The 23,626-nt window shown below is 62.2% G+C and carries 15 protein-coding genes and 3 pseudogenes; 9 read left to right on the forward strand and 9 right to left on the reverse strand.

Annotated features, from left to right (window positions below; all coding sequences use genetic code 11):
• Positions 1–82 precede the first annotated feature (82 nt).
• A pseudogene (locus AC30D9_RS12900) lies at positions 83–280 on the forward strand (DUF6124 family protein); the annotation flags it as partial.
• Positions 281–372: 92 nt separating this feature from the next.
• On the opposite strand, the pseudogene AC30D9_RS12905 reads toward AC30D9_RS12900, so the two are convergent.
• The 3 genes and pseudogenes from AC30D9_RS12905 to AC30D9_RS12915 form a co-directional block, all read right to left on the reverse strand.
• Positions 373–633 (reverse strand): annotated as a pseudogene (locus AC30D9_RS12905) (transposase); the annotation flags it as partial.
• Between the two features lie 51 nt (positions 634–684).
• Entirely contained in the window at positions 685–1,773 is a 1,089-nt protein-coding gene (locus AC30D9_RS12910) for an RHS repeat-associated core domain-containing protein (protein WP_490144144.1), read from the reverse strand.
• 266 nt (positions 1,774–2,039) lie between these two features.
• Positions 2,040–3,623 carry a peptide chain release factor 3 gene (locus tag AC30D9_RS12915; RefSeq protein ID WP_109753512.1) on the reverse strand — a complete coding sequence of 528 codons (1,584 nt, stop codon included), beginning with the start codon at positions 3,621–3,623 and terminating at the stop codon, positions 2,040–2,042.
• A 331-nt stretch (positions 3,624–3,954) separates the two neighbouring features.
• Between AC30D9_RS12915 and AC30D9_RS12920 the strand changes: the two genes are divergently transcribed.
• The 6 genes from AC30D9_RS12920 to AC30D9_RS12945 all read left to right on the forward strand — a co-directional run bounded on the left by AC30D9_RS12920 (position 3,955) and on the right by AC30D9_RS12945 (position 11,921).
• Positions 3,955–4,671 carry an ABC transporter permease gene (locus tag AC30D9_RS12920; RefSeq protein WP_134922816.1) on the forward strand — a complete coding sequence of 239 codons (717 nt, stop codon included), beginning with the start codon at positions 3,955–3,957 and terminating at the stop codon, positions 4,669–4,671.
• Between the two features lie 25 nt (positions 4,672–4,696).
• Entirely contained in the window at positions 4,697–5,599 is a 903-nt protein-coding gene (locus tag AC30D9_RS12925; protein ID WP_490144145.1) for a glycine betaine ABC transporter substrate-binding protein, read from the forward strand.
• Between the two features lie 15 nt (positions 5,600–5,614).
• Positions 5,615–6,268: an ABC transporter permease gene (locus tag AC30D9_RS12930; RefSeq protein ID WP_024616353.1), complete on the forward strand. Its 654-nt coding sequence runs from the start codon at positions 5,615–5,617 to the stop codon at positions 6,266–6,268.
• Positions 6,265–7,422: an osmoprotectant ABC transporter ATP-binding protein OsmV gene (locus tag AC30D9_RS12935; protein ID WP_490144146.1), complete on the forward strand. Its 1,158-nt coding sequence runs from the start codon at positions 6,265–6,267 to the stop codon at positions 7,420–7,422. The genes AC30D9_RS12930 and AC30D9_RS12935 overlap by 4 nt, the downstream gene beginning before the upstream one ends.
• A gap of 478 nt (positions 7,423–7,900) precedes the next feature.
• Positions 7,901–9,064, forward strand: a complete 1,164-nt coding sequence (locus AC30D9_RS12940) for a type III PLP-dependent enzyme (protein ID WP_072341133.1) — start codon at positions 7,901–7,903, stop codon at positions 9,062–9,064.
• 331 nt (positions 9,065–9,395) lie between these two features.
• Entirely contained in the window at positions 9,396–11,921 is a 2,526-nt protein-coding gene (locus AC30D9_RS12945; RefSeq protein WP_490144200.1) for a PepSY domain-containing protein, read from the forward strand.
• A gap of 142 nt (positions 11,922–12,063) precedes the next feature.
• On the opposite strand, the gene AC30D9_RS12950 is transcribed toward AC30D9_RS12945, so the two are convergent.
• The 4 genes from AC30D9_RS12950 to ptsP form a co-directional block, all read right to left on the reverse strand.
• Positions 12,064–13,605: an alkaline phosphatase D family protein gene (locus AC30D9_RS12950; protein WP_490144147.1), complete on the reverse strand. Its 1,542-nt coding sequence runs from the start codon at positions 13,603–13,605 to the stop codon at positions 12,064–12,066.
• A 202-nt stretch (positions 13,606–13,807) separates the two neighbouring features.
• Positions 13,808–15,550, reverse strand: a complete 1,743-nt coding sequence (locus AC30D9_RS12955; RefSeq protein WP_490144148.1) for a PTS fructose-like transporter subunit IIB — start codon at positions 15,548–15,550, stop codon at positions 13,808–13,810.
• 13 nt (positions 15,551–15,563) lie between these two features.
• The gene (pfkB, locus tag AC30D9_RS12960; RefSeq protein ID WP_307575653.1) at positions 15,564–16,505 is read right to left on the reverse strand and encodes a 1-phosphofructokinase; all 942 of its coding nucleotides are present in this window, start codon (positions 16,503–16,505) and stop codon (positions 15,564–15,566) included.
• Positions 16,505–19,369: a phosphoenolpyruvate--protein phosphotransferase gene (gene ptsP, locus AC30D9_RS12965; protein ID WP_307575655.1), complete on the reverse strand. Its 2,865-nt coding sequence runs from the start codon at positions 19,367–19,369 to the stop codon at positions 16,505–16,507. Before ptsP ends, pfkB begins: the two co-directional genes overlap by 1 nt.
• A 288-nt stretch (positions 19,370–19,657) precedes the next feature.
• Here ptsP and cra point away from each other — a divergent pair, with 288 nt between their 5' ends.
• Positions 19,658–20,653: a catabolite repressor/activator gene (gene cra / locus AC30D9_RS12970; RefSeq protein WP_490144149.1), complete on the forward strand. Its 996-nt coding sequence runs from the start codon at positions 19,658–19,660 to the stop codon at positions 20,651–20,653.
• A gap of 20 nt (positions 20,654–20,673) precedes the next feature.
• On the forward strand, positions 20,674–21,450 hold the full coding sequence (locus tag AC30D9_RS12975; RefSeq protein ID WP_307575659.1) for a TatD family hydrolase: 777 nt from the start codon (positions 20,674–20,676) through the stop codon (positions 21,448–21,450).
• A gap of 127 nt (positions 21,451–21,577) precedes the next feature.
• Here AC30D9_RS12975 and AC30D9_RS12980 read toward each other — a convergent pair whose 3' ends face one another.
• Together AC30D9_RS12980 and AC30D9_RS12985 are read right to left on the reverse strand one after the other, a co-directional pair.
• On the reverse strand, positions 21,578–22,507 hold the full coding sequence (locus AC30D9_RS12980; RefSeq protein ID WP_490144201.1) for a methyl-accepting chemotaxis protein: 930 nt from the start codon (positions 22,505–22,507) through the stop codon (positions 21,578–21,580).
• Positions 22,484–23,575: pseudogene (locus AC30D9_RS12985) on the reverse strand (methyl-accepting chemotaxis protein); the annotation flags it as partial. The gene AC30D9_RS12980 and the pseudogene AC30D9_RS12985, both read right to left, overlap by 24 nt.
• Positions 23,576–23,626: the final 51 nt, after the last annotated feature.

A 23,626-nucleotide genomic window follows, 5' to 3' on the forward strand; every position in this document is an offset into this window, starting at 1 on the left:
TCCGGTTCGCTAACCTGCGTGCAGTCGCTACCATTCTGTTTAGCGACAGGTCTTGGCGGCTCCCATTCCCCATAGGAGCGTCACTATCGTGGAGGGCATCGACAGCGAAAGCCTGCTCGCCAACCTCAGCGAAAACCTGGCCTCGGCCAACGCCATGATCAGCGACTTGGCGTTCGACCTCGAGGGTTCTCGTCGACATGTTGCTCTGGGTATCCAGCAAGTGATTGAGCTGAGCGAACTGTTGGCGAATCGGGCACTGGATATCGCCGATCCACGCTAGCAACTCGCCCCAAACCGAAAGGGCTGGTGGCACTCAGGCCGCCAGCTCGGCTGCCCCACCGCTATCGCGAGCAAGCCCGCTCCCACAGGTTGTGTCAGGCCCGAAAACTGACGCAGGATGGTCGTTTCATCCGGATCGCTGTAGCCAAACCAGTTCTGCATCAGATGAACACGCCGCATCGCCATCAACAAGTAGGCGGGACGACCACCTGCGCCCTTCGGATAATAGGACTCGATCTGGGCGATCAAACCCATCCAGGGCACCACCTGATCCATCTCGGTCAGGAACAATTCCTTGCGGGTCTGCTTGCGCTTGCCGACGTACTCGGCGTCGGCGAAGGTCATCTGTTTAATCATCGAAAAGCTCAATGACGGGTGTCCGGACAGCTTGCAAACTCAGGAAGTCTATTTCAGGAGTTCCTTTAGCCACACTTCGTCTTCATAGTTGTTTCTTATAGTTCTCAGCTGAACTTGTATATCTTCCACCCTAGAGAACGCGTCTTCTTCGCGGCGAGTAAAATCATTTTTGTGATTATGCCTACCTCCACGTGATTTAAACGCCCTACGGGCGCTGGCAACATCCAACTCAGCGTTTCGTAAATCCAATTTAAGCGCCTGAACGCGCGGATCAGCACTCATCTTATTGTTTACTGCTCTTTCCCTTGCAGCAGCGGCGTCTAACATTTGTTTATTGGCCGCCCGTATTGCCGAAATGTTGTTGTCCCTAGTGATCATTGTTGCATTATCTTTCGCGGCCAGTTCAACGATTTCTGCTTGCGTGTACCCTTTGCTTCGGGGGAAGCGGCCCACACGCTTAAAGGTATCGTCGACAGATGACCTTGCATAAATTTTGAACTGGGTCTTGGAGGACGTCGCTTGGACATACTTACCAACGTACAGCATCGTCGGACGCTGCCGTCCAGCAAGATTAGCTATACCCTTGAAGAGCGACATCCAGGAATGCCCAAACGGATCCGTTTTATTAACCGGGTCGCCCGCACAATACGCATAGGCATTAATACCCCCGTCACCAAATGGGCTTCGGTTGTCCGGGCTATTAAAGCGCATCAGCACCGTATTAAAAGCGCGGTAACCATTGCCCAACAAATAGAAACCACTGTTTTTATCGGGACGCTCCCCATTAAAGCCCAACACCCGCTGCGAGGATTTGTCGACAGGGCTGTGGCCGAACGCGGTATATGCCGTGGTTTCAGGCTCTGCCTCGTTCGTCCTCAGGCTGAGAAGGGTCGAGCGTTTGTCATCGTGGGCGATCAACGTGGTTTCCTGGTCGCCCTCGTTCGTGGTCTGTTGGGCGAGGACAGCGCTTTCGGCTTCAAATACCGTACGTACAGTATCGCCCGCTAGTTCAGTAGCGACACGATCGCCGCAGTAAAATATCTGGACGCGCGTACCGTCTGAGTTTTTGGTGTGTGTGTGCCGGTCAAGCGGGTCATAGCTATAGACAACCTGAACACCTTGTTCTTTTGAAGACATGTCGCTCACCGCAACATTGAAACTTGACCGGATGTATAGCCTAGTTATCCACCTTCAACCACTAACAGAACTGTTAGGTTCTGTAGGAAATCCATCGCAGTTCTGATACCCATAACATGCATCGCCACCCATGCCAGAAGTGCCCGATAGCAAGAAGGGCAGCATGCTTCCTGTTGCCGGATGATTGGGAGATTGAAACGACTTTTTCGCCCACCAAAAAAAACCGCGGCTTTCGCCGCGGGGTCTTCGGTTTTAACACTTGATGTTTAGTGATGCTCGCGGGTCGCGCGGAATTTCACATCCGGCCAGCGCTCTTCCATCAGCGCCAGGTTGACCCGGGTCGGCGCCAGGTAGGTCAGGTGACCGCCGCCGTCCAAAGCAAGGTTTTCCACGGCCTTGTTGGAAAACTCCTCGAGCTTCTTCTTGTCGCCACATTCGACCCAACGCGCGGAGTACACGGTGATCGGCTCGTAGGAGCACTCGACCTTGTATTCCTCTTTCAGGCGGCTGGCGACGACGTCGAACTGCAGCACACCGACAGCGCCGAGGATGATGTCGTTGCTGCGCTCCGGGAAGAACACCTGGGTGGCGCCCTCTTCGGCCAGTTGCTGAAGGCCCTGGCGCAATTGCTTGGACTTGAGCGGGTCTTTCAGGCGCACGCGGCGGAACAGTTCCGGGGCGAAGTGCGGGATGCCGGTGAAACCCAGGGCTTCGCCTTCGGTGAAGGTATCGCCGATCTGAATGGTGCCATGGTTATGCAAACCGATGATGTCGCCGGCGAAGGCTTCTTCCAGTTGCTCGCGTTCCGAGGAGAAGAAAGTCAGGGCGTCGCCGATGCGCACGTCCTTGCCGGTGCGCACGTGGCGCATCTTCATGCCTTTTTCATATTTGCCGGAGCAGATGCGCATGAAGGCGATGCGGTCGCGGTGCTTGGGGTCCATGTTCGCCTGGATCTTGAACACGAAGCCCGAGAACTTCTCTTCCACCGGTTCCACGGTGCGCTCGTTGGCGACGCGGGCCAGCGGGCGCGGGGCCCAATCGACCACGGCGTCGAGCACATGGTCGACACCGAAGTTGCCCAACGCGGTACCGAAGAACACCGGGGTCAGTTGGCCGTCGAGGAATTCCTGCTGGTCGAACTCATGGCAGGCGCCCTGCACCAGTTCCAGTTGCTCGACAAAGCGCTCGTACTCGTCGCCCAGGTGCGCGCGGGCTTCGTCGGAGTCGAGCTTCTCGATGATCTTGACTTCGGTGCGCTCATGGCCGTGACCGGCGGTGTAGACGATGATGTAGTCGTCGGCCAGGTGATACACGCCCTTGAAGTCGCGGTAGCAGCCGATCGGCCAGGTGATCGGCGCCGCCTTGATCTTCAGGACCGCTTCGATCTCGTCGAGCAGTTCGATCGGATCGCGGATGTCGCGGTCGAGTTTGTTGATGAAGCTGACAATCGGCGTGTCCCGCAGACGGCAGACGTCCATCAGCGCGATGGTCCGTGGCTCGACGCCTTTACCGCCGTCGAGGACCATCAGCGCCGAGTCCACTGCCGTGAGGGTGCGGTAGGTGTCTTCGGAGAAGTCTTCGTGGCCCGGGGTGTCGAGCAGGTTGATCATGTGATCGCGATACGGGAACTGCATGACCGACGTGGTAATGGAAATACCCCGTTGTTTTTCCATTTCCATCCAGTCGGAGGTGGCATGGCGGTCGGACTTGCGAGATTTCACCGTGCCGGCGACCGCAATCGCCTTGCCCATCAGCAAGAGCTTCTCGGTGATGGTGGTCTTACCGGCATCGGGGTGGGAAATAATGGCGAAAGTGCGGCGTTTCGCGACTTCGGCGGCCTGTTTGGTCATGGGAAATCGCCTGGCAGGTGATTCAAAAAAGGGCGGCGATTATAGCTCAACTTGCGCCAGGAACCGAACCGTTGAGCACATCCAGGGTGGCCAGATCTTCCCTGGCATGGGAACCTTTTGCCGCGTGGAGGCGTCCACCACCCTGTTACGGCTATTCGTCAGGGTCTGAAAAATCAGCAAGTTAGCCTGACGAGGCTGCGCTCATGGCTCGATTTGGCTGCCGTTTTACCGGCATCCAAAGAGCTGCTTCTCGCGAACGTTTTCCCGGCAACCAGTGATGGTTCGCCGCCCGGGAAAGCGTGCGCCGACTGAAAGACAAAGGAGTCCGCCTGTGGCTATCCGCTATGGCAAAGGGCTTATCGGGGGGGCGGTCGTCGTCGCTCTCCTGGCCCTGTTGGTCCACTGGATCGGCATCGATACGATCCAACGCTACCACGACGACCTACTGTTCTACCTGCAAGCGCACCTGATGCTTGTATTGGCCTCCATGCTGGCGGCCCTGATTGTTGGCATCCCCGCCGGCATCGCCTTAAGCCGCCCCAGCCTGGTCGGGCGCGCCGAACGCTTCATGCAAGTGTTCAACATTGGTAACACCGTACCGCCCCTGGCCGTACTGGCCATCGCCCTGGGCATCCTGGGCATCGGCAGCGGGCCCGCCATCTTCGCCCTGTTCCTCGCCTCGTTGCTGCCCATCGTGCGCAACACCTATGAAGGCCTGAAAAACGTCCAGGGTTCGCTCAAGGAAGCCGCCGTCGGCATCGGCATGACCCCGCGCCAGGTGCTGTGGAAAGTCGAATTGCCCAATGCCGTGCCGATCATCATCGGTGGCGTGCGGGTGGCGCTGGCGATCAACGTCGGCACCGCGCCGCTGGCGTTCCTGATCGGCGCCAACAGCCTCGGCAGCCTGATCTTCCCCGGCATCGCCTTGAACAACCAGCCGCAGCTGCTGCTCGGCGCGGCCTGCACCGCCCTGCTGGCGTTGCTGCTCGACGGCCTGGTGACACTGGCCAGCCGCCTCTGGCTGGAACGCGGTCTACGCCCGTCATAAGCCAGGCCGGATAAAGGAAATCGTTATGAAGAAGTTGAGCTTGATACTGGGCTGTGTCCTGCTGTTCGCAGGATTGGCCCAAGCCGCTGAAAAACCCCTGATCCGCCTCGGCGCCCGGGTGTTCACCGAGCAGACATTGCTGGCGGAAATCACCGCGCAATACCTGCGCAGCAAGGGCTACGACGCGCAGATCACCGGTGGCCTGGGCAGTAACCTGGCCCGCAGCGCTCATGAAACCGGGCAATTGGACCTGCTGTGGGAATACACCGGCGTGTCGCTGGTGGCCTACAACCACGTCACCGAGAAACTCGACAGCGCCCAGTCCTACGCCCGAGTGAAGGAACTCGACGCGAAAAAAGGCCTGGTCTGGCTGGCGCCGTCGAAGTTCAGCAACACCTACGCCCTGGCCCTGCCAGAGAAAATCGCCCGCCAATACCCGCAGATCAACAGCATCAGCCAATTGAACACGGTGCTGCAGGCCGAAGCCGATGACAATCACCTGGTGGCCCTGGACACCGAGTTCGCCAATCGCTCCGACGGTCTGGCGGGCATGGTCGAGCAGTACGGCATGAACCTGACCCGCAAGAACATCCGGCAGATGGATGCGGGGTTGGTCTACACCGCCCTGCGCAACGGCCAGGTGTTCGCCGGGCTGGTGTACACCACCGACGGCCGGCTGAACGCGTTCAAGCTGAAGTTGCTGGAAGACGACAAGCATTACTTCCCCGACTACACCGCCGCGCCAGTGGTGCGCCAGGCATTCCTCGACGCGCATCCGCAACTGGCGGCACAGCTCAAGCCCCTGGCCGAACTGTTCGACGATGCAACCATGCGCCAGCTCAACGCCCGCGTGGACGTCAACCACGAAAGCCCTTCCACCGTTGCCGCCGATTTCCTGCGCCAGCATTCCCTGCTCTCAACCCAATGACCTGGAGGAAAAGCCATGGACTTTCTTGACGCCTTTTCCCATCTGGACTGGCCGCTGGTACTGCACCTGACCTGGCAGCACATCACCCTGGTGGGCATCGCCGTGACCCTGGCGATTGTGGTCGGCGTGCCGCTGGGCATCTTCATGACCCGCTTCCCGACGCTCGCCGGCCCATTACAGGCCAGCGCCACGGTGCTGCTGACGATTCCGTCGATTGCGCTGTTCGGCCTGCTGCTGCCGTTCTATTCCAAATTCGGCCAGGGCCTGGGGCCGATGCCGGCGATCACCGCCGTGTTCCTCTATTCCCTGCTGCCGATCATGCGCAACACCTACCTGGCCCTGACCGGCGTGGAACCGGGCATCCGTGAAGCCGCCCGTGGCATTGGCATGACCTTCGGCCAGCGCCTGCGCATGGTCGAACTGCCCATCGCCGTGCCGGTGATCCTGGCCGGCGTGCGCACCGCCGTGGTCATGAACATCGGTGTCATGACCATCGCCGCCACCATCGGTGCCGGTGGCCTGGGCGTACTCATCCTCGCTTCCATCAGCCGCAGCGACATGTCGATGCTGATCGTCGGCGCCGTGCTGGTCAGTCTCCTGGCCATCTTCGCCGACCTGCTTCTGCAATGGCTGCAACGCTCGCTGACCCCAAAAGGACTCCTCAAATGATCGAACTTCAAAACCTCAGCAAAACCTTCAAGAGCAACGGCAAGGACGTCAAGGCCGTGGACTCGGTGAACCTGATCGTCAACGAAGGCGAGATCTGTGTGTTCCTCGGGCCGTCGGGCTGTGGCAAAAGCACCACGCTGAAGATGATCAATCGCCTGATCCCGCCCACCTCGGGCAAGGTGTTGATCAACGGCGAGGACACCACCGGCCTGGACGAAGTGACCCTGCGCCGCAACATCGGTTATGTGATCCAGCAGATCGGCCTGTTCCCGAACATGACCATCGAGGAAAACATCACCGTGGTCCCGCGCCTGCTCGGCTGGGACAAGCAGAAATGCCACGACCGTGCCCGCGAGTTGATGAGCATGATCAAGCTCGAGCCCAAGCAATACCTGCATCGCTACCCCCGTGAACTGTCCGGCGGCCAGCAGCAACGGATCGGCGTGATCCGCGCCCTGGCGGCCGATGCGCCACTGCTGCTGATGGACGAACCCTTCGGCGCGGTGGACCCGATCAACCGCGAGATGATCCAGAACGAGTTTTTCGAGATGCAACGAGCGCTGAACAAGACCGTGATCATGGTCAGCCACGACATCGACGAAGCCATCAAGCTGGGGGACAAGATTGCGATCTTCCGCGCCGGCAAGCTGGTCCAGTTCGATCACCCGGACACCTTGCTCGCGCATCCAGCCGACGAGTTCGTCAGCAGCTTCGTCGGCCAGGACAGCACCCTCAAGCGCCTGTTGCTGGTCAAGGCCGAAGACGCGGCGGACAACGCCCCGTCGGTCAGCCCCGAGACGCCGGTGAATGAGGCCCTGGAGCTGATGGACGAACATGACCGTCGCTACGTGGTGGTCACCTGCGCCGAGAACAAGGCCCTGGGCTATGTCCGTCGTCGCGACCTGTACCGCCAGACCGGCACGTGCGGACAATACCTGCGCGAGTTCAACGCCACCGCCGCCTACGACGAACACCTGCGGATCCTGTTGTCGCGCATGTACGAGTTCAACCGGTCGTGGTTGCCGGTGATGGACGCCGAGCGGGTGTTCCTCGGCGAAGTGACCCAGGAATCGATTGCCGAGTACCTGAGTTCGGGCAAGTCCCGTGGGGGCAAGACCAGCATTGTCTCGCCGGCCGAGACAGCGTTGGCTTGACTGACGCCTTCGCGAGCAAGCCCGCTCCCACATTAGATCTGCATCGACCGGCAATTTGTGGTTGAACACAGCCCAGTGTGGGAGCGGGCTTGCTCGCGAATGGGGCTGCACAAATACCCCTGAAACACCTCAAAAACAACTTCAACGGGAACATCAATCTGTCACGCCGGTCGGTTACATCATGAGCTGTCGCGGGCCACACGACGGATGTGTGCGAAAACGCGACATTTTTAGTTGATCTCAGGCCCCTCACGCCCTAAAGTTCGCGCCGAACGTCCATGCTGGAAACGATCCATCCGGCTCAAGTACTGACGACGAGACAGCAAGGCCAAGGGAATCATGCATCCCATGGCCTTTTTGCTTTCGGCGACATGCCTTGGGAAGTAGGCGAACCAAAGTGGGGATACGGAGGACGTTCACGAGGGCTGCTTGCCCTCACACCCATTGATCCTGATGTTTGCCAGTAGGAGTCCCAAGTATGTCGATCCAGGTCGAAGATTATTTCGCGCGCGAAACTTTCCAGAAAATGAAAGCGTTCGCCGACAAGCAGGAAACCCCGTTCGTGGTGATCGACACCGCGATGATCGCCCAGGCCTATGACGACCTGCGCGCCGGTTTCGAATTCGCCAAGGTCTACTACGCCGTCAAGGCCAACCCGGCGGTGGAAATCATCGACCTGCTCAAGGATAAAGGCTCGAACTTCGACATCGCCTCGATCTACGAGCTGGACAAGGTCATGAGCCGCGGCGTCGGCCCGGATCAGATCAGCTATGGCAACACCATCAAGAAATCCCGCGACATCCGCTACTTCTACGAGAAGGGTGTGCGCCTGTATGCCACCGACTCCGAAGCCGACCTGCGCAACATCGCCAAGGCCGCGCCGGGCTCGAAGGTCTATGTGCGTATTCTCACCGAAGGCTCGACCACCGCTGACTGGCCGTTGTCGCGCAAGTTCGGCTGCCAGACCGACATGGCCATGGACCTGCTGATCCTGGCTCGTGACCTGGGCCTGGTGCCATATGGCATTTCGTTCCACGTTGGCTCGCAACAGCGCGACATCAGCGTCTGGGATGCGGCCATCGCCAAGGTCAAGGTGATCTTCGAGCGCCTGAAAGAAGAAGACGGCATCGTCCTGAAGCTGATCAACATGGGCGGCGGCTTCCCGGCCAACTACATCACCCGCACCAACAGCCTGGAAACCTACGCCGAGGAAATCATCCGCTTCCTCAAGGAAGACTTCGGCGACGATCTGCCGGAAATCATCCTGGAGCCGGGCCGTTCGTTGATCGCCAACGCCGGCATCCTGGTCAGCGAAGTGGTGCTGGTGGCGCGCAAGTCCCGTACCGCCGTCGAGCGTTGGGTATACACCGATGTGGGCAAGTTCTCCGGCCTGATCGAAACCATGGACGAAGCCATCAAGTTCCCGATCTGGACCGAGAAAAAAGGCGAGATGGAAGAAGTGGTCATCGCCGGCCCGACCTGCGACAGCGCCGACATCATGTACGAAAACTACAAGTACGGTTTGCCGCTGAACCTGGCCATCGGTGACCGCCTGTACTGGCTGTCGACCGGTGCCTACACCACCAGTTACAGCGCGGTGGAATTCAATGGCTTCCCGCCGCTGAAGTCGTTCTACGTATAACGCGCTGATCGCCGGCCCCGAAAGCCCGTGACTGTGTCACGGGCTTTTTTGTGGGAGCAAGGCCTGCCCGCGATGGAAGCAATACGGTTTTCCAGAAGTCGAGGCGCCTGTTTCGCGAGCAAGCTTTGCTCCCACAGTCCAGCGGGGCGATGCGACGTTTCGATAGATCTCCTCGCCACAAGGAGGTGTTCGATACATCATCCACTTAGACAATCGGCCACAAAAATAGCCACGTTCATCCCCATAGTGCATGGCTTTTTATGTGTGTTTATTAATGATTCTCGATAACATGCGCGCCGTGATGAACAGTAATGACTCAAAGGCGGGCGACGTGTTGAAGAAAACCCTGTTCCAGTTGCACTGGTTTTTCGGCATCAGTGCCGGGCTGGTCCTGGCGTTGATGGGCGTTACCGGGGCGATGGTGTCGTTTCAGGATGAAATCCTGCGAGCCTTGAATCCGCAGGTACTGACGGTCGAGAAGCAACCGGCCGGCGTCCTGCCGCCCGCCGAACTGGTGGAACAGATCGAGGCCGTCACCGGCAAGACCGTCGCCATGCTCTGGGTCGAGACTGACAGCGGCAACGCCGCGCGGGTGATCTTCGCGGCACCGCCTGGGGAAAAGCGCGGGCCAATGCGCTATTTCAATCCGTACAACGCTCAGTTCATGGGTGATGTGGTGGGCCAGGATTTCTTCGGCCTGGTGCTCAGGCTGCACCGCGTCCTGACCCTGGATGACGTGGGCCGGCAAATCACCGGCGCCTGCACGTTGATACTGGTGTTTTTCTGCCTGTCCGGGCTGTACCTGCGTTGGCCGCGCCAATGGAAAAGTTGGCGCGCCTGGCTGACCCTCGACTGGGGGAAAAAAGGCCGTAGCTTCAATTGGGACCTGCACTCGGTGGCGGGTACCTGGTGCCTGGTGTTCTATCTGCTGGCGGCACTGACCGGGCTGACCTGGTCCTACGAGTGGTACAACAAAGGCGTGACCCGCCTGCTCTCGGACTCGCCCAAGGAAGAACGGGTGCGCAATCGCGGCCCGGCTCCTGAGGGCCCGCCGCCGATCGCCGATTACCGGGCGATGTGGAGCAGCATCTACAGCGCCGCCGGCCCGGGCTTGTCCGCCTATAACGTGCGCATGCCGCCCGTGGCCGGGCAGCCGGCCACCGTGTTCTACCTGCTGAAAAACTCGCCCCATGACCGGGCACTGAACCAGCTCACCCTCGACCCGACCACCGGCGTTGTCAGCCGGCACAGCCGCTACAGCGACAAGAGCCTCAAGGCGCAATTGCTGACCAGTGTCTATGCCCTGCATGTCGGCAGTTACTTCGGCCTGGTCGGGCGGATCCTGGTGACCGTCGCCGCGCTGACCATGCCGCTGTTCTTCATCACCGGCTGGTTGTTGTACCTGGACCGTCGCCGCAAGAAACGCCAAGTCCGGCAAGCCCGCCAGGCATTCATCGCGCCCTCGGACCATGCGCCGGCCTGGTTGATCGGCTTCGCCAGCCAAAGCGGTTTCGCCGAGCGCCTGGCCTGGCAGACCGCCGGCCAACTCCAGGCGGCCGGCTTGCCGGTGAAGGTCCAACCGCTGGCTGATGTTCGTGAGCAGGATTTGAACGACACCACCCACGCGCTGTTTGTCGTCAGCACCTTTGGCGACGGCGAAGGGCCTGACAGTGCCCGCGGTTTCGAACGCAAGGTGCTGGGCCAGGCCTTGAGCCTGGAGCGCCTGCAATATTCGGTGCTGGGCCTGGGCGACCGGCAATATGAACACTTCTGTGGTTTCGCCCGACGCCTGCACACCTGGCTGGCGGAACACGGCGGCAAGACCCTGTTCGCGCCGGTGGAAGTCGACAGCGGCGACCCTTACGCCCTGCGTCACTGGCAACAACAACTGGCCGAACTGACCGGCCAGGCGCCAGTGGACACCTGGCAGGCACCCAGCTTCGAAAACTGGACCCTCAGCCAACGCACCCTGCTCAACCCCGACAGCAGCGGCTCGGGCGTGTACCTGCTGGGCCTCACCGCCCCCGGCCCGAGCAGTTGGCTGGCCGGTGACCTGGTGGAAATCCTGCCGCGCAATGACCTGTTGGCCATCGAGCACTTCCTCGATGGCCTGGGCATCTCCGGCAACGCACGCGTGCAAGTCGATGGTCTGCCCCGGAGCCTCGATCAGGCGCTGGCGACCCGCCAACTGCCGGAGAACCGCGCCCATCTGGTTGGCCTGCATGCCCAGGCACTGGTGGATGCGCTGGCGCCACTGGCAATGCGCGAGTATTCCATCGCCTCGATCCCGGCCGACGGTGTGCTGGAGCTGATCGTGCGCCAGGAGCGCCATGCCGACGGCAGCCTGGGTGTCGGTTCCGGCTGGCTGACCGAACACGCCCCGCTGGGCAGCGCCATCAGCCTGCGGCTGCGCCGCAACAGTAGCTTCCATCTGCCGGCCCAGGGCGTGCCGATGATCCTGCTGGGCAACGGCACCGGCCTGGCCGGTTTGCGCAGCCTGCTCAAGGCCCGCGTCGCCGAGGGCATGCAACGCAATTGGCTGCTGTTCGGCGAGCGCAACCGCGAACACGACTTCCACTGCCGCGATGAGCTGCAGGAGTGGGTGACTTCCGGCGATCTGGAGCGCTTGGACCTGGCCTTCTCCCGGGATCAGAAGCAGAAAATCTACGTCCAGGATCGCCTGCTGGAATCGGCCGCACTGCTCAAGCAATGGCTGGCCGACGGCGCGGTGATCTATGTCTGCGGCAGCTTGCAGGGCATGGCGTCAGGTGTGGATCACGTGCTCAACCTGGTGCTGGGGCGCGAGGAAGTGGAACGGCTGATCGAGCAGGGACGGTATCGGCGGGATGTCTACTGACCGCCCCTCATCCACAGCCACACACCATCCCCTGTGGGAGCGAGCCTGCTCGCGATAGCGGAGTATCAGACAGCCTATGTGTCGGCTGACAAACCGCATCGCGAGCAGGCTCGCTCCCACAGAAGATAACTACAGCCAATAATCAAACCGGCTGCAATTTCTTCTCAAACACCGCCACGCCTTCCAAGTCCCGCAACACCACACTCATCTCCCCGCTCTGCCCGTCGATGTTCACCTCGCCAAAAAACTGATACCCGGCAAACGGCGAAGTGTTCTGGGCCGGTGGGGCTTTCTGGAACACCACCTCGGGACCGAAGGTCTTGTCCAGGGCATTGGGCCCGAAGCTGCCGGCGTTCAGTGGTCCGGCGACGAATTCCCAGAACGGTTCGAAATCCTGGAACGCGGCCTGTTCCGGGTGGTAGTGGTGGGCGGCGCAATAGTGGACGTCAGCGGTGAGCCAGACGCAGTTGCGCACCTGGTGCTTACGCAGGTAGCCGAGCAATTCGGCGATTTCCAGCTCGCGCCCCTGGGCCGCGCCCGGGTCACCGTTGGCGACCGCTTCCCAGCGCGGCACGCCGGGGCTGACCTCGCCATCCGGCACGCCGAGGCCGATGGGCATGTCGGCGGCGATGACTTTCCACTGGGCACGGGAGTGCTTCAATTCGCGCTTGAGCCAGTTCAATTGCTCACGCCCCAGGAACGGTTTGGCCGCGCCGAGGTTGGCGTCATTGGCTGCACGGTAACTGCGCATGTCCAGCACGAACACATCCAGCATCGGCCCGTAACCGAGCTTGCGGTAAATGCGTCCACCACCGTCGGCCTTCTGCCGGCGCATCGGTGCGTATTCCAGCCAGGCCTGTCGCGCCCGGCCGACGAGGCTGTGGATATCCTTGGTCTGGTAGCGCTCGTCCAGTTGCTTGCCCGGCGACCAGTTGTTGACCACTTCATGGTCGTCCCACTGCCAGATCTGCGGCACCTCGGCGTTGAAGCGGCGCACGTTTTCGTCCATCAGGTTGTAGCGATAGTTGCCGCGATATTCATCCAGGGTCTCGGCGACCTTGCTCTTGGCTTCGGTGGTGAGGTTGCGCCAGACGCGACCGCCCCCGACAGTGATCTGCGCCGGCACCGGGCCGTCGGCGTAAATGGTGTCGCCGCTGTGGATAAAAAAGTCCGGCAGGCGCAAGCGCATGGCTTCGTAGATGCGCATGCCGCCGATGTCCGGGTTGATCCCGAAACCCTGGCCGACGGTATCGCCGCTCCAGACAAAACGGATGTTGCGCTTGAACTGCGGCACGCTGCGCAGGTGGCCAAGCCAGGGCTCGCTGGCGACGCCGCTCTGGGCGTCTTCGAAATGTACGCGGTAGAAAATCGCCTGGTCGGGCGGCAGGCCGGTGAGTTCGACCCGGGCGGTGAAATCGCTGCGCGAGTCGGCCAGTGGCGAGACGAAGCGGCGCGGATTGCTGAATTTGCTGCGGGTGTCCCACTCCACCACCATCCGCGCCGGGCGGTCGCTGCGGCTCCAGATCATCGCCCGGTCGCCCTGCAAGTCGCCGGCCTGCACCCCCTCGGTGAGCACCGGCCGATCCTTGACCGAAGCCATCACCGCCGGCGCCAGCCCCGGCAACAACAACCCCGCTCCCACGGCTTGCATCACGCGGCGACGGCCCAGGTCGAATTCGCTCATGGTGTTCTCCCTTGAAATGGGAAAACTTAAGCATGGCTCTGTGAAATGGCTGTGACAGGAATTTTATAACCACCCCAAAACCACTGTGGGAGCGAGCCTGCTCGCGATTGCAGAGTGTCAGGCAACCCATTTGTCGACTGACACACCGCTATCGCGAGCAGGCTCGCTCCCACAGGGAATTTCATTGCTCAAATAAAAGTGATCAAGCCTTCGCCGGCTCCAACGCCATCTCCACCACCTCAGGCCGCTTGAGCAACGCATACGCGACTCCCGTCAGCAGGCTCCCCGCCACGATCGCCAGCAGATACAACAACGCATGGTTGATGGCGTTGGGGATCAGCATCACGAACAGGCCGCCGTGGGGGGCCATGAGCTTGCAGCCGAAGTACATCGACAGCGCACCGGTCAGCGCGCCGCCGGCGATGCTGGCCGGGATCACCCGCAGCGGGTCCTTGGCGGCGAACGGGATCGCCCCTTCGGAGATGAAGCACAGCCCCAGCACCAGCGCCGCTTTACCGGCTTCGCGCTCGGTCTGGGCGAATTTGCGCCGGGCGATGAAGGTGGCGATGCCCAGGCCAATCGGCGGCACCATGCCGGCGGCCATGGTCGCGGCCATCGGTGCATAACTCTGCGACGCCAGCAGCCCGACCGAAAACGCATAGGCGGCCTTGTTGATCGGCCCGCCGAGGTCGACGCACATCATCGCCCCCAGCAGCACACCCAGCAGAATCGCATTGGTGGTGCCCATGCTGTCGAGGAAATGGGTCAGCCCTTCGAGCATGCCCGCCACCGGTTTGCCGACGATGTAGATCATCACCAGGCCGGTGACCAGGCTCGCCAACAGCGGGATGATCAGGATCGGCTTGAGCGCCTCCAGGCTCTGGGGCAGGCGCGCGTAGCGGTTGATCGCCTTGGCCACGTAACCGGCCAGGAAACCGGCGATGATCCCGCCAATGAAACCGGCGCCCAGGGTGCTCGCGAGCATTCCGCCAATCATGCCCGGCGCCAGGCCCGGACGATCGGCAATGGAGTAGGCGATATAACCGGCCAGCAGCGGCACCATCAATTTGAACGCGGTGTCACCGCCGATCTGCATCAGCGCGGCCGCCAGCGTGCCGGGCTCCTTGAAGGCGGTGATGCCGAACACGAACGACAAGGCAATCAACAGACCACCGGCCACCACCATCGGCAGCATGAACGACACGCCCGTCAGCAGGTGCTTGTAGACGCCGGTCTTCTCCGACTTGGCCGGGGCGCCGGCGCTGCTCGACGCACTTTCCTGGCGACCTTCGGCCAACGCCTTGTTCAGCGTCGCTTCGGCCTGTTTCAAGGCAATGCCCGTGCTGCAGCGGTAGATTTTCTTGCCGGCAAAACGCTCGGTGGCGACTTCGATGTCGGTCGCCAGCAGCACCACGTCCGCCTCGGCGATGGCCTCGGGGCTCAGCGGGTTGCGTGCGCCCACCGAACCCTGGGTTTCCACTTGCAGGTCGTAGCCCAGCTTCTTCGCTGCCTGCTGCAATGCCTCGGCGGCCATGAAGGTATGGGCAACGCCTGTCGGGCAGGCGGTGATGGCGACCAGGCGTGGCGCGCGTTCGCTCGACACCGTCGGCGCCTGCTCCACGACGTCCGAGGCGAGAAAGACCTTGGCCTCTTCGGCACCGCGCCGCAGCACCGAATCGACGTCTTGCAGGGCCTGGGCCGGCGTGCTGCGGAACAGACGCTTGCCGACGAAACGCGACATATCCACCGGGCCGCTGGCGACCAGCAAGACCCACTCGGCCGCTTCGAGAGTCGCGGCTGATAACTGGCGTTCCGGATGGGCGGCGTCATGGACTTCGACACTGGTGCTCCAACCCTGGCGCTGAGCCGCGGCGTCCAGCAGGCGGGCGCACAACACACTGGTGACCATGCCGTTGGGGCAGGCCGTCACAATGGCTAGTTTCATCTTGCGAACCCTCTTATTGTTCTGTCAGGGGGCGCACGCGCACGCCCTGTTCAAGCGACGCCAGCAACCCGGTGTCGTGGATGCCAAAACCGATCTGGGTGACCGCCATGGCGGCGATGGCCGTGGCGGTGCGCAGCGTCTGTTCCGGGGTGTCGGCACTGAGCAGGCCATGCAGCATGCCCGCCAGCAGCGAATCCCCGGCGCCCACGGTACTGGCAACGCTGACCTTGGGCGGCGAGGCATGCAGCGCCGCGCCGACACTGAACCAGTTCACACCATCGGCACCGTGGGAAATCACCACATGCTCGACGCCCTGGGCATGCAGGCGCTGCGCCGCTTGCGCCTGGGCCATTTCACTCACCACCTCGCAACCCAGCGCATCGGCCAGTTCCTCGGTGTTCGGCTTGATCAGCCACGGCCCCGCCGCCAGGGCGACGCGCAAGGCTTCGCCACTGGTGTCGAGGGCCACGTTCAGGCCGAGCGTTTTCAAGCGAGTGATCAAGGCCTGCAACCATTGCGGACTGACGCCCCGAGGCAAGCTGCCCGCTACCACGACCACGTCATGGCCGGGGGCGATCTGCTCCAGTCGTGCCAGCAAGGCCTGTTGTGCGGCTTCATCGACCACCGGGCCGGGCCCGTTGAGGTCAGTGATGCGCCCGTCCTGCTCGGCCAACTTGATGTTGCTGCGGGTTTCGCCGGGGACCCGGATAAAGGCGTCGACAAAACCGCGCTGGGTGAACAGCGTCTCGAACACCTGGGCATTGTCTTCGCCCAGAAAACCACTGACCGTCAGCGTATGACCGAGATCGGCCAGCACCTGGGCCACGTTCACGCCCTTGCCGGCGGCGTGGGCGTGCATGGCGTCGCTGCGGTTGACCTGGCCCGGCTCCAGGCGCGCCAACTCCACCGTGAGGTCGAGCGCCGGGTTGAGGGTCAGGGTAAGAATCTTCGCCATTACAGCGCCTCCACTAATGCGCGCACATCATCGGCGCTGCCCACGGCCAAGGCCTCTTGGGCCAAGGTTTGTACTTGCGCCAGGCTCAATTCGCGCACGCGCGCCTTGACCTCGGCAATGCTGCGGGCCGAAACACTCAACTCGTCCACGCCCAGGCCCACCAGCACCGGCACCGCCAGCGGATCGGCCGCCAATTCGCCGCACACACCGACCCATTTGCCATGGGCATGGGCGGCGCGCACGGTGATGTCGATCAATTGCAGCACGGCCGGGTGCAAGCCATCGGCCTGGGCCGAAAGCGTCGGGTGACCGCGGTCGATCGCCAGGGTGTATTGCGTCAGGTCGTTGGTGCCGACGCTGAAGAAGTCGACTTCCTTGGCCAGCACCGGCGCCAGCAGCGCGGCGGACGGTACTTCGATCATGATCCCCAGTTGCAGGTCTGCCACGGGGATTTCCAGGCGCAGGCGCTCGGTCATGGCCCGGGCCTGGCGCCACTCATCGACGCTGCCGACCATCGGGAACATGATCCGCAGCGGACGGTTGTCCGCCGAGCGCAACAAGGCACGCAGTTGCGCTTCCATGACTTGCGGACGTTGCAGCGTCAGGCGAATGCCACGCACACCGAGGAACGGGTTTTCTTCTTTCGCGATCGGCCAGTACGGCAGCGGTTTGTCGCCGCCCACGTCGAGGGTGCGCACCACCAGCGGCCGACCGCCCAGGCCATCGAGGACCTTGCGGTACTCGGCTTCCTGGGTCGCTTCGTCCGGCGCCTGGGTGTGGGCCATGAAAATCAGTTCGGTGCGCAACAGGCCAATACCTTCGGCGCCCTGTTCCACCGCGCTGGCGACACCAGCGCTCTCACCAATGTTGGCGAACACTTCCACGGCATGACCGTCACGGGTCCGCGCCGGTTCGTGGCGCTGCTCGGCGGCGACCTTGAGGCGCTGCTCGCGGGTGTCGCGTTCTTCCTTGGCTCGCTGCAAAGTGGCGGCGTCAGGGTCCACGTGCAGGCGACCGCGCTGGCCATCCAGCAGCAAGGACGTGCCCGGCGCCAGCAGCAGCACCGCCGCACCGGCACCCACCAGCGCCGGAATGCCCAGGGCACGGGCGACAATGGCGCTGTGGGCGGTGGCACCACCACGGGCGGTGAGAATCCCCGCCACGCGCGTCGGGTCCAGGCGGGCCACGTCGGATGGGCCGACTTCATCCATCACCAGGATGTAGGGTTGATCAGGTTCGTTCGGGGTTTCGACGCCACACAGCTGCGCCAGCACCCGACGACCGACATCCCGCAGGTCAGCGGCCCGTTCGGCCAGCAAGGCATCCTGCAAGGCCTCCTGCTCTTTCGCGGCGGCTTCGATCACGCCCATCCATGCCGCTTGCGCACTCTCGCCCAGCTTCAAGCGGGTGTCGACTTCGTCGGTCAGTTCCGGGTCGTCGAGCATTTCCTGGTGAGTGATGAAGATCTCGCGGATGGCCTTGGCCTTGGCGCGTTCGATCAGGCCTTGGATGTCACGGCGAACCTGGTTCAAGGCGTTTTGCAGGCGCTCGCGCTCGATGGCTGCAGATTCACCGCGCAGCGGATAGTCGATGGCCTGCAAGACCTGGATGTGCGCCGGGCCGATGGCGATGCCCGGGGCCGCGGCGACGGCCTGGATCAGGCTGCCGGGTTCGGGGGCCAACATGACGGTCGCGACTTCGGCCATCACGGTTTCCCGCGGCGCACTGGGCGGCGGCAATGGTTCGACCTCTTCGCCGAGACCTTCCTCAATGGCCGCCAACAGCGCCGGCAACGCGTCGTTGGCAATGCTCGGTTCGGCGATGAACTCCAGGACCTGGCCGCGACGGGCGCCCAGGCTCAACAGTTTGCTCAGGCTCTTGGCCGACACGGCGCTGTCCTGGCCGTCGACAATGCGCACACGGATCTCGCCTTCGAAGCTTTTCGCCAACTGGGCAAGAATCTTCGCCGGACGGGCATGCAAGCCGTGGGCATTGGCCAGGCCGATGCGCGCGCTGGGCCAATCGGCGGGCAATTCGCCGCCGAGCACTTCCAGCACCTTGCGGCTGCTGGTGGCGCGGCCCAGTTCGTGGCCGCGACCTTCGATCAGCAAGGCGCAGAGCCGTTCCAGCAAGGCCTGGTGGGCCTCGCCGAGGCTGGCGAGGCAGAACAGGCCGCTCAAAGGTTGCCCCAGATAACGGATGGGTTTGTCCGGAGTGACGAAAGCCAGGCCGGGACGCTTGACCGTCTGTTCGCTGTGCAGCCACCACAAGCCATCGCCCAAGGGCAGCGCATCGACTTGCTGCAACACCCCGGCAAAGCCGTTGCTCACGCAGTCGGCCTGGCGCAGCAGGCGGGCGCCGCGCCATACCAACTCTTCAAAATCGTCAGCCGACACACCGAGGCCGATCATCTGAGCATCGAGGGCCAATTCCTGTGGCGCGCCTTGCAGCAGTTTCAACAAGGCTTCGGCGGAACCGGCACGGCGCAGGGCCTGGCCCAGGTCAGTCTCGCCAAGGGCGCGGGTCAGCAATTGCAGCAGGCGCAGGTGCTCGTCGGACTTGGCTGCAATGCCGATGGCCAGGTAGACGATCTGACCATCGCCCCAGTCCACGCCCTCGGGGAATTGCAACAGGCGCACGCCGGTGGAATAGACCAGGTCGCGGGTTTGCGGGGTACCGTGGGGGATGGCAATACCTTGGCCAAGAAAGGTCGAGCCCTGGGCTTCGCGGGCCTGCAAGCCGGCGAGGTAACCTTCGGCTACCAGGCCATCGGCCACCAGTTTGTCGGCGAGCAATTGCAGCGCAGCGTCTTTATCCACAGCCGTCTGAGCCATGGATATCTGCTCTAGAGTGAGCTCGAGCATGCTTTCTCCTTTTTGGCGTCCGGTTGGCGCCAGGTATTGTTTTGAATGAATCAGCTTAGCGTTGCAGGACAGCTTTTGGCGTTATCGCGGCAGAAGCGCCAAAAACTCCGCCGGCCTTGAAAATACGCTTGCTGAAACGTTTAATCTAGAAAGATTGGCACGTTACTCGATAATCTCTCATCCTTGAAGTGCAACTTGTCGTAAGCGCTTGGACGGTGACCACCCTCTTGAATCGGGTAGGATGGCCCTTATCGTCAGGGCTAACTCGAAAAAACAAGGAAAACCGGGTTGAAACTCAGTGATATTGCCCAACTGGCCGGTGTGTCCGTAACCACCGCCAGCTACGTCATCAACGGCAAGGCCGAACAGCAACGCATCAGCAGCGCCACCGTCGAACGGGTGCGGGCGGTGGTCGAGGAACATGGCTTCACGCCCAACCCCCAGGCCGCCGGGCTGCGCAGCCGGCATACCCGCACCCTGGGTTTCATCCTGCCCGACCTGGAAAACCCCAGTTACGCACGCATTGCCAAGTTGTTGGAGCAAGGCGCACGGGCGCGGGGTTACCAACTGCTGATCGCCAGCTCCGACGACGCGCCCGACAGTGAACGACAACTGTTGCAGTTGTTCCGCGCCCGGCGTTGCGACGCGCTGATCGTCGCCAGTTGCCTGCCGGCCGGAGACGACAGCTACCTGCAATTGCAGGCCAAGGGCATTCCCATCATCGCCATCGACCGGGTGATGGACCCGGCGCGGTTCTGCTCGGTGATCAGCGACGACCGCGAGGCCAGCCGGCAACTGACTCGCAGCCTGCTGGAGACCCACCCTCGGCAAATCGCGCTGATCAGCGCTCGTCCCGAGTTGAGCATCAGCCAGGAACGGACCGCAGGCTTTCGCGAAGCACTGACGGGGTTCGAGGGCCAGGTGCTGATCGAGCATGGCGAGTCGTTCAGCCGTGAATGCGGCCGCCAGTTGATGGATGAAATGCTCACGCGCCTGGGGCATCTGCCCGATGCGCTGATCACCACCTCCTACGTGCTGCTGCAAGGGGTGTTCGACGCCCTGCACGATTTCCCGCTCAAGTCGCGGCCGCTGCGCCTGGGCACGTTTGGCGATACGCAATTGCTCGACTTCCTGCCGCTGCCGGTCAATGCCATGTCCCAGCAGCATCAACTGATCGCCGACAAAGCCCTGGAGCTGGCGCTGGCGGCCATCGAAAGCGATGACTACCAGCCAGGCGTGCAGGCCATCGCACGGACGTTCAAGCAGCGTATCCACCAGGGCTGAAGATTCCTCAGGATTGATGCATGGAGTTGATCGACACCCACACCCACCTGGACTTCCCGGACTTCGATGCGGACCGCCCGGCGCTGCTGGCCGAAAGCCGTGCCCTGGGTGTGCGACAAATGGTGATACTGGGCGTGTATCGGGACAACTGGCAGCGGGTCTGGGACCTGGTGCAAAGCGACCCCGACCTGCACGCCGCCCTGGGCCTGCATCCGGTCTATCTTGATCAGCATAGCCCCGAAGACCTGACGCAATTGCGCGAGTGGCTGAGCCGCCTGGCCGGGCATCGGCAGCTGTGTGCGGTGGGGGAAATCGGCCTCGATTACTACATCGAAACCCTCGACCGTGAGCGCCAGCAGGCGTTGTTCGAAGCGCAACTGCAACTGGCAGCGGAGTTCGAACTGCCGGCGCTGATCCACGTGCGCCGCAGCCATGCCGCTGTAATTGCCACCCTCAAGCGCATTGGTCTCAAGCGCGGGGGAATCATTCACGCCTTCGCCGGCAGTTTTGAGGAGGCCCGCGAGTACATCAAGCTCGGCTACAAGCTCGGCCTCGGTGGCGCCGCCACCTGGCCCCAGGCCCTGCGCATGCACCGGGTGCTGGCGAAATTGCCGCTGGAAGCGGTGGTGCTGGAAACCGATTCACCGGACATGGCCCCGGCGATGTTTCCCGGCGAGCGCAACAGCCCGGCGCATTTGCCGGCGATTTGTGAGGCGCTGGCGGGGCTCATGGCGGTGAGCCCGGAGCGGCTGGCCGAGGCCAGCACGGCCAACGCCCGCGAACTGTTCAACTGGTGACAGTCTCCTGTGGGAGCGAGCCTGCTCGCTATTGCAGTGTGCCAGACAATATATTTGTCGACTCATACACCGCTATCGCGAGCAGGCTCGCTCCCACACTGGTTCGGCAGTGCACATCATTGTGTAGCTAAACCCTGAATGCATTGATCAGTTGCTTGAGCTGCACCACCTGGGCGGACAGCTCACGGCTGGCGTTTTCGGTCTGGTGGGCGCCTTCGGCCGTACGTTCGCCAGCGCGGTTGATCTCGACGATGTTCTGGTCGATGTCATGGGCCACGGCCGTTTGCTGCTCCACAGCGGCGGCGATCTGCTGGTTCTGGTCGACGATCATGCCGACCGCACCCAGGATGTTTTCCAGGGCCTGCTGGACCTTTTCCGATTGACTAACCGTGCCGCTGGCCATCTCATGGCTGGAGCCCATGGCCTTGACGGCGGCGCCGACACCGCCGTGCAGGCGGCTGATCATCGCTTCGATTTCTTCGGTCGATTGCTGGGTGCGCTTGGCCAGGGTCCGTACTTCATCGGCCACCACCGCAAAACCGCGCCCCTGCTCACCGGCCCGGGCCGCCTCGATGGCGGCATTGAGCGCCAGCAGGTTAGTCTGCTCGGCAATGCTCTTGATCACATCCAACACGCGGCTGATGGCCTGGCTGTCGGTCGCCAGTTGATTGATCACCTGCACCGACTGATCGATCTCGCCGGCCAGGCGAGCGATGCTGCCCTGCTGGGATTCCACCAGCCCACGCCCGCTGAGGGTTTCGTCATTCACGCTGTGGGCGCTGCTGACCGCAGCGGCGGCACTGCGGGCCACTTCCTGGGCCGTGGCGGACATCTGGTTCATCGCCGTGGCCACCAGCTCAATCTGGCTACGCTGACCGGCGACGGCCTGGTTGCTTCGGGCCGATACCGTTTCCACTTGCCCGGCCTGACGTTCGACTTCCGCGACGGTGCGGCCGACCTGTTCGATCAGGTCATGGATCTTCGCCACCGTACCATTGAACACCTCACCCAACTCGCCCAGCTCATCCTTGCTGCGAGCCACGAAATTGACCGTCATGTCCCCTGCCGCCACCTTGTCCATCATCTGGCCCAAGTGCTGGAGGGTGGTGCGGGTCGATGCGTAGAAGCCGGCGTACAGGTAAAAAATCAACAGGAACACCAGCACCAGTGCCACGGCTTGCAGCACCATGTGACTGCGGTTCTGCTCCAGGCGCTGCTGCAATTGCACGCCGAGAAATTCCTGGGTCGCTTCGTTCAGCCGATACGTTTGCGCCATCAGGCCGCTGACCTGCTCAAAGAATGCCGGCCAAGGCGCATCAAGGGTGTCGGCCATCACCACCTGCTCCTCGATCAGTTCCGAGGCTTTCTTGAGGCTGCTCTTGCTGCCGTCGGCCTGGACGGCCAGGGCTTGTCCGGCGGCCTTGCTGGAACCGAGGGCGTCTTGCAGTTTCAAGTCGTACTCGCCCTGGAGCTTTTCGATCTGCGCCAGCAACTCGTCGAAACGGGTGCTCGACGCCGAATTGAGAAACCCCAGCCCCAATGAGGATGCCCCCAGTGCCCGTCCCTCTCCGAGGATCTGGGTGACCTTGGGGGTCGTGCCGACGATCAGCTCGCTGAGCTGGCGGATGTCACTCTGGTTGTCGCGGCTGAGCCCCGCCTGGCTGGCGATGATCTGGCTGAACATCTGGGCGCTGTTGAGCAACTTGCCGATCAGCGCACTTTTGCTCTGCAGGGAGCTTTCGGCCTGCTGGGCCTTGAAAGCGCCGATCATCTCATCGCGCTTGGCATCGAAGGCACTGACCTGCTCCGGCTCGACGGCCATGGCAGTCATGCCTTGCAGGCGCGCGAGGACCTGTTGCTCCAGGCTGCCGATCTTCGCTTCCACATCACCGGCCTTGCCGGACTGGCCCAGGCTGGCGTTGATCTGCACCAGGTTGTTGAGGGTTTCCAGGTCCCGACGCAAGGTCAGGCTGCTGCCGAGCAAATCGAGGCTTTGCAGCTCCACTTGTGTGCCCTGAAATTCCCGATAGGAATCGCGCACCAGAAAGAAGTTGGTCACCAGCATGGGAAGCAGGAACAGCACGCTGATCAGGCTGAACTTCATGCCGAAGCTCAGGCGGTTCATCAGCGCGACGGCGGGCCAGAGCAAACTCTTCACAAGGAAGTCTCCCGGTAG

The sequence above is a fragment of the Pseudomonas sp. DF11 genome (genome assembly GCF_058148565.1).

Bases quoted from the DNA above. Each gene is read 5' to 3' on its own strand.
- AC30D9_RS12975 (WP_307575659.1), top strand. From the start codon at position 20,674: ATGGAGTTGATCGACACCCACACCCACCTGGACTTCCCGGACTTCGAT.
- ptsP (WP_307575655.1), bottom strand. From the start codon at position 19,369: ATGCTCGAGCTCACTCTAGAGCAGATATCCATGGCTCAGACGGCTGTG.
- AC30D9_RS12930 (WP_024616353.1), top strand. From the start codon at position 5,615: ATGGACTTTCTTGACGCCTTTTCCCATCTGGACTGGCCGCTGGTACTG.
- AC30D9_RS12915 (WP_109753512.1), bottom strand. From the start codon at position 3,623: ATGACCAAACAGGCCGCCGAAGTCGCGAAACGCCGCACTTTCGCCATT.
- pfkB (WP_307575653.1), bottom strand. From the start codon at position 16,505: ATGGCGAAGATTCTTACCCTGACCCTCAACCCGGCGCTCGACCTCACG.
- AC30D9_RS12925 (WP_490144145.1), top strand. From the start codon at position 4,697: ATGAAGAAGTTGAGCTTGATACTGGGCTGTGTCCTGCTGTTCGCAGGA.
- AC30D9_RS12980 (WP_490144201.1), bottom strand. From the start codon at position 22,507: ATGACGGTCAATTTCGTGGCTCGCAGCAAGGATGAGCTGGGCGAGTTG.
- AC30D9_RS12910 (WP_490144144.1), bottom strand. From the start codon at position 1,773: ATGTCTTCAAAAGAACAAGGTGTTCAGGTTGTCTATAGCTATGACCCG.
- AC30D9_RS12950 (WP_490144147.1), bottom strand. From the start codon at position 13,605: ATGAGCGAATTCGACCTGGGCCGTCGCCGCGTGATGCAAGCCGTGGGA.
- AC30D9_RS12955 (WP_490144148.1), bottom strand. From the start codon at position 15,550: ATGAAACTAGCCATTGTGACGGCCTGCCCCAACGGCATGGTCACCAGT.
- AC30D9_RS12935 (WP_490144146.1), top strand. From the start codon at position 6,265: ATGATCGAACTTCAAAACCTCAGCAAAACCTTCAAGAGCAACGGCAAG.
- AC30D9_RS12940 (WP_072341133.1), top strand. From the start codon at position 7,901: ATGTCGATCCAGGTCGAAGATTATTTCGCGCGCGAAACTTTCCAGAAA.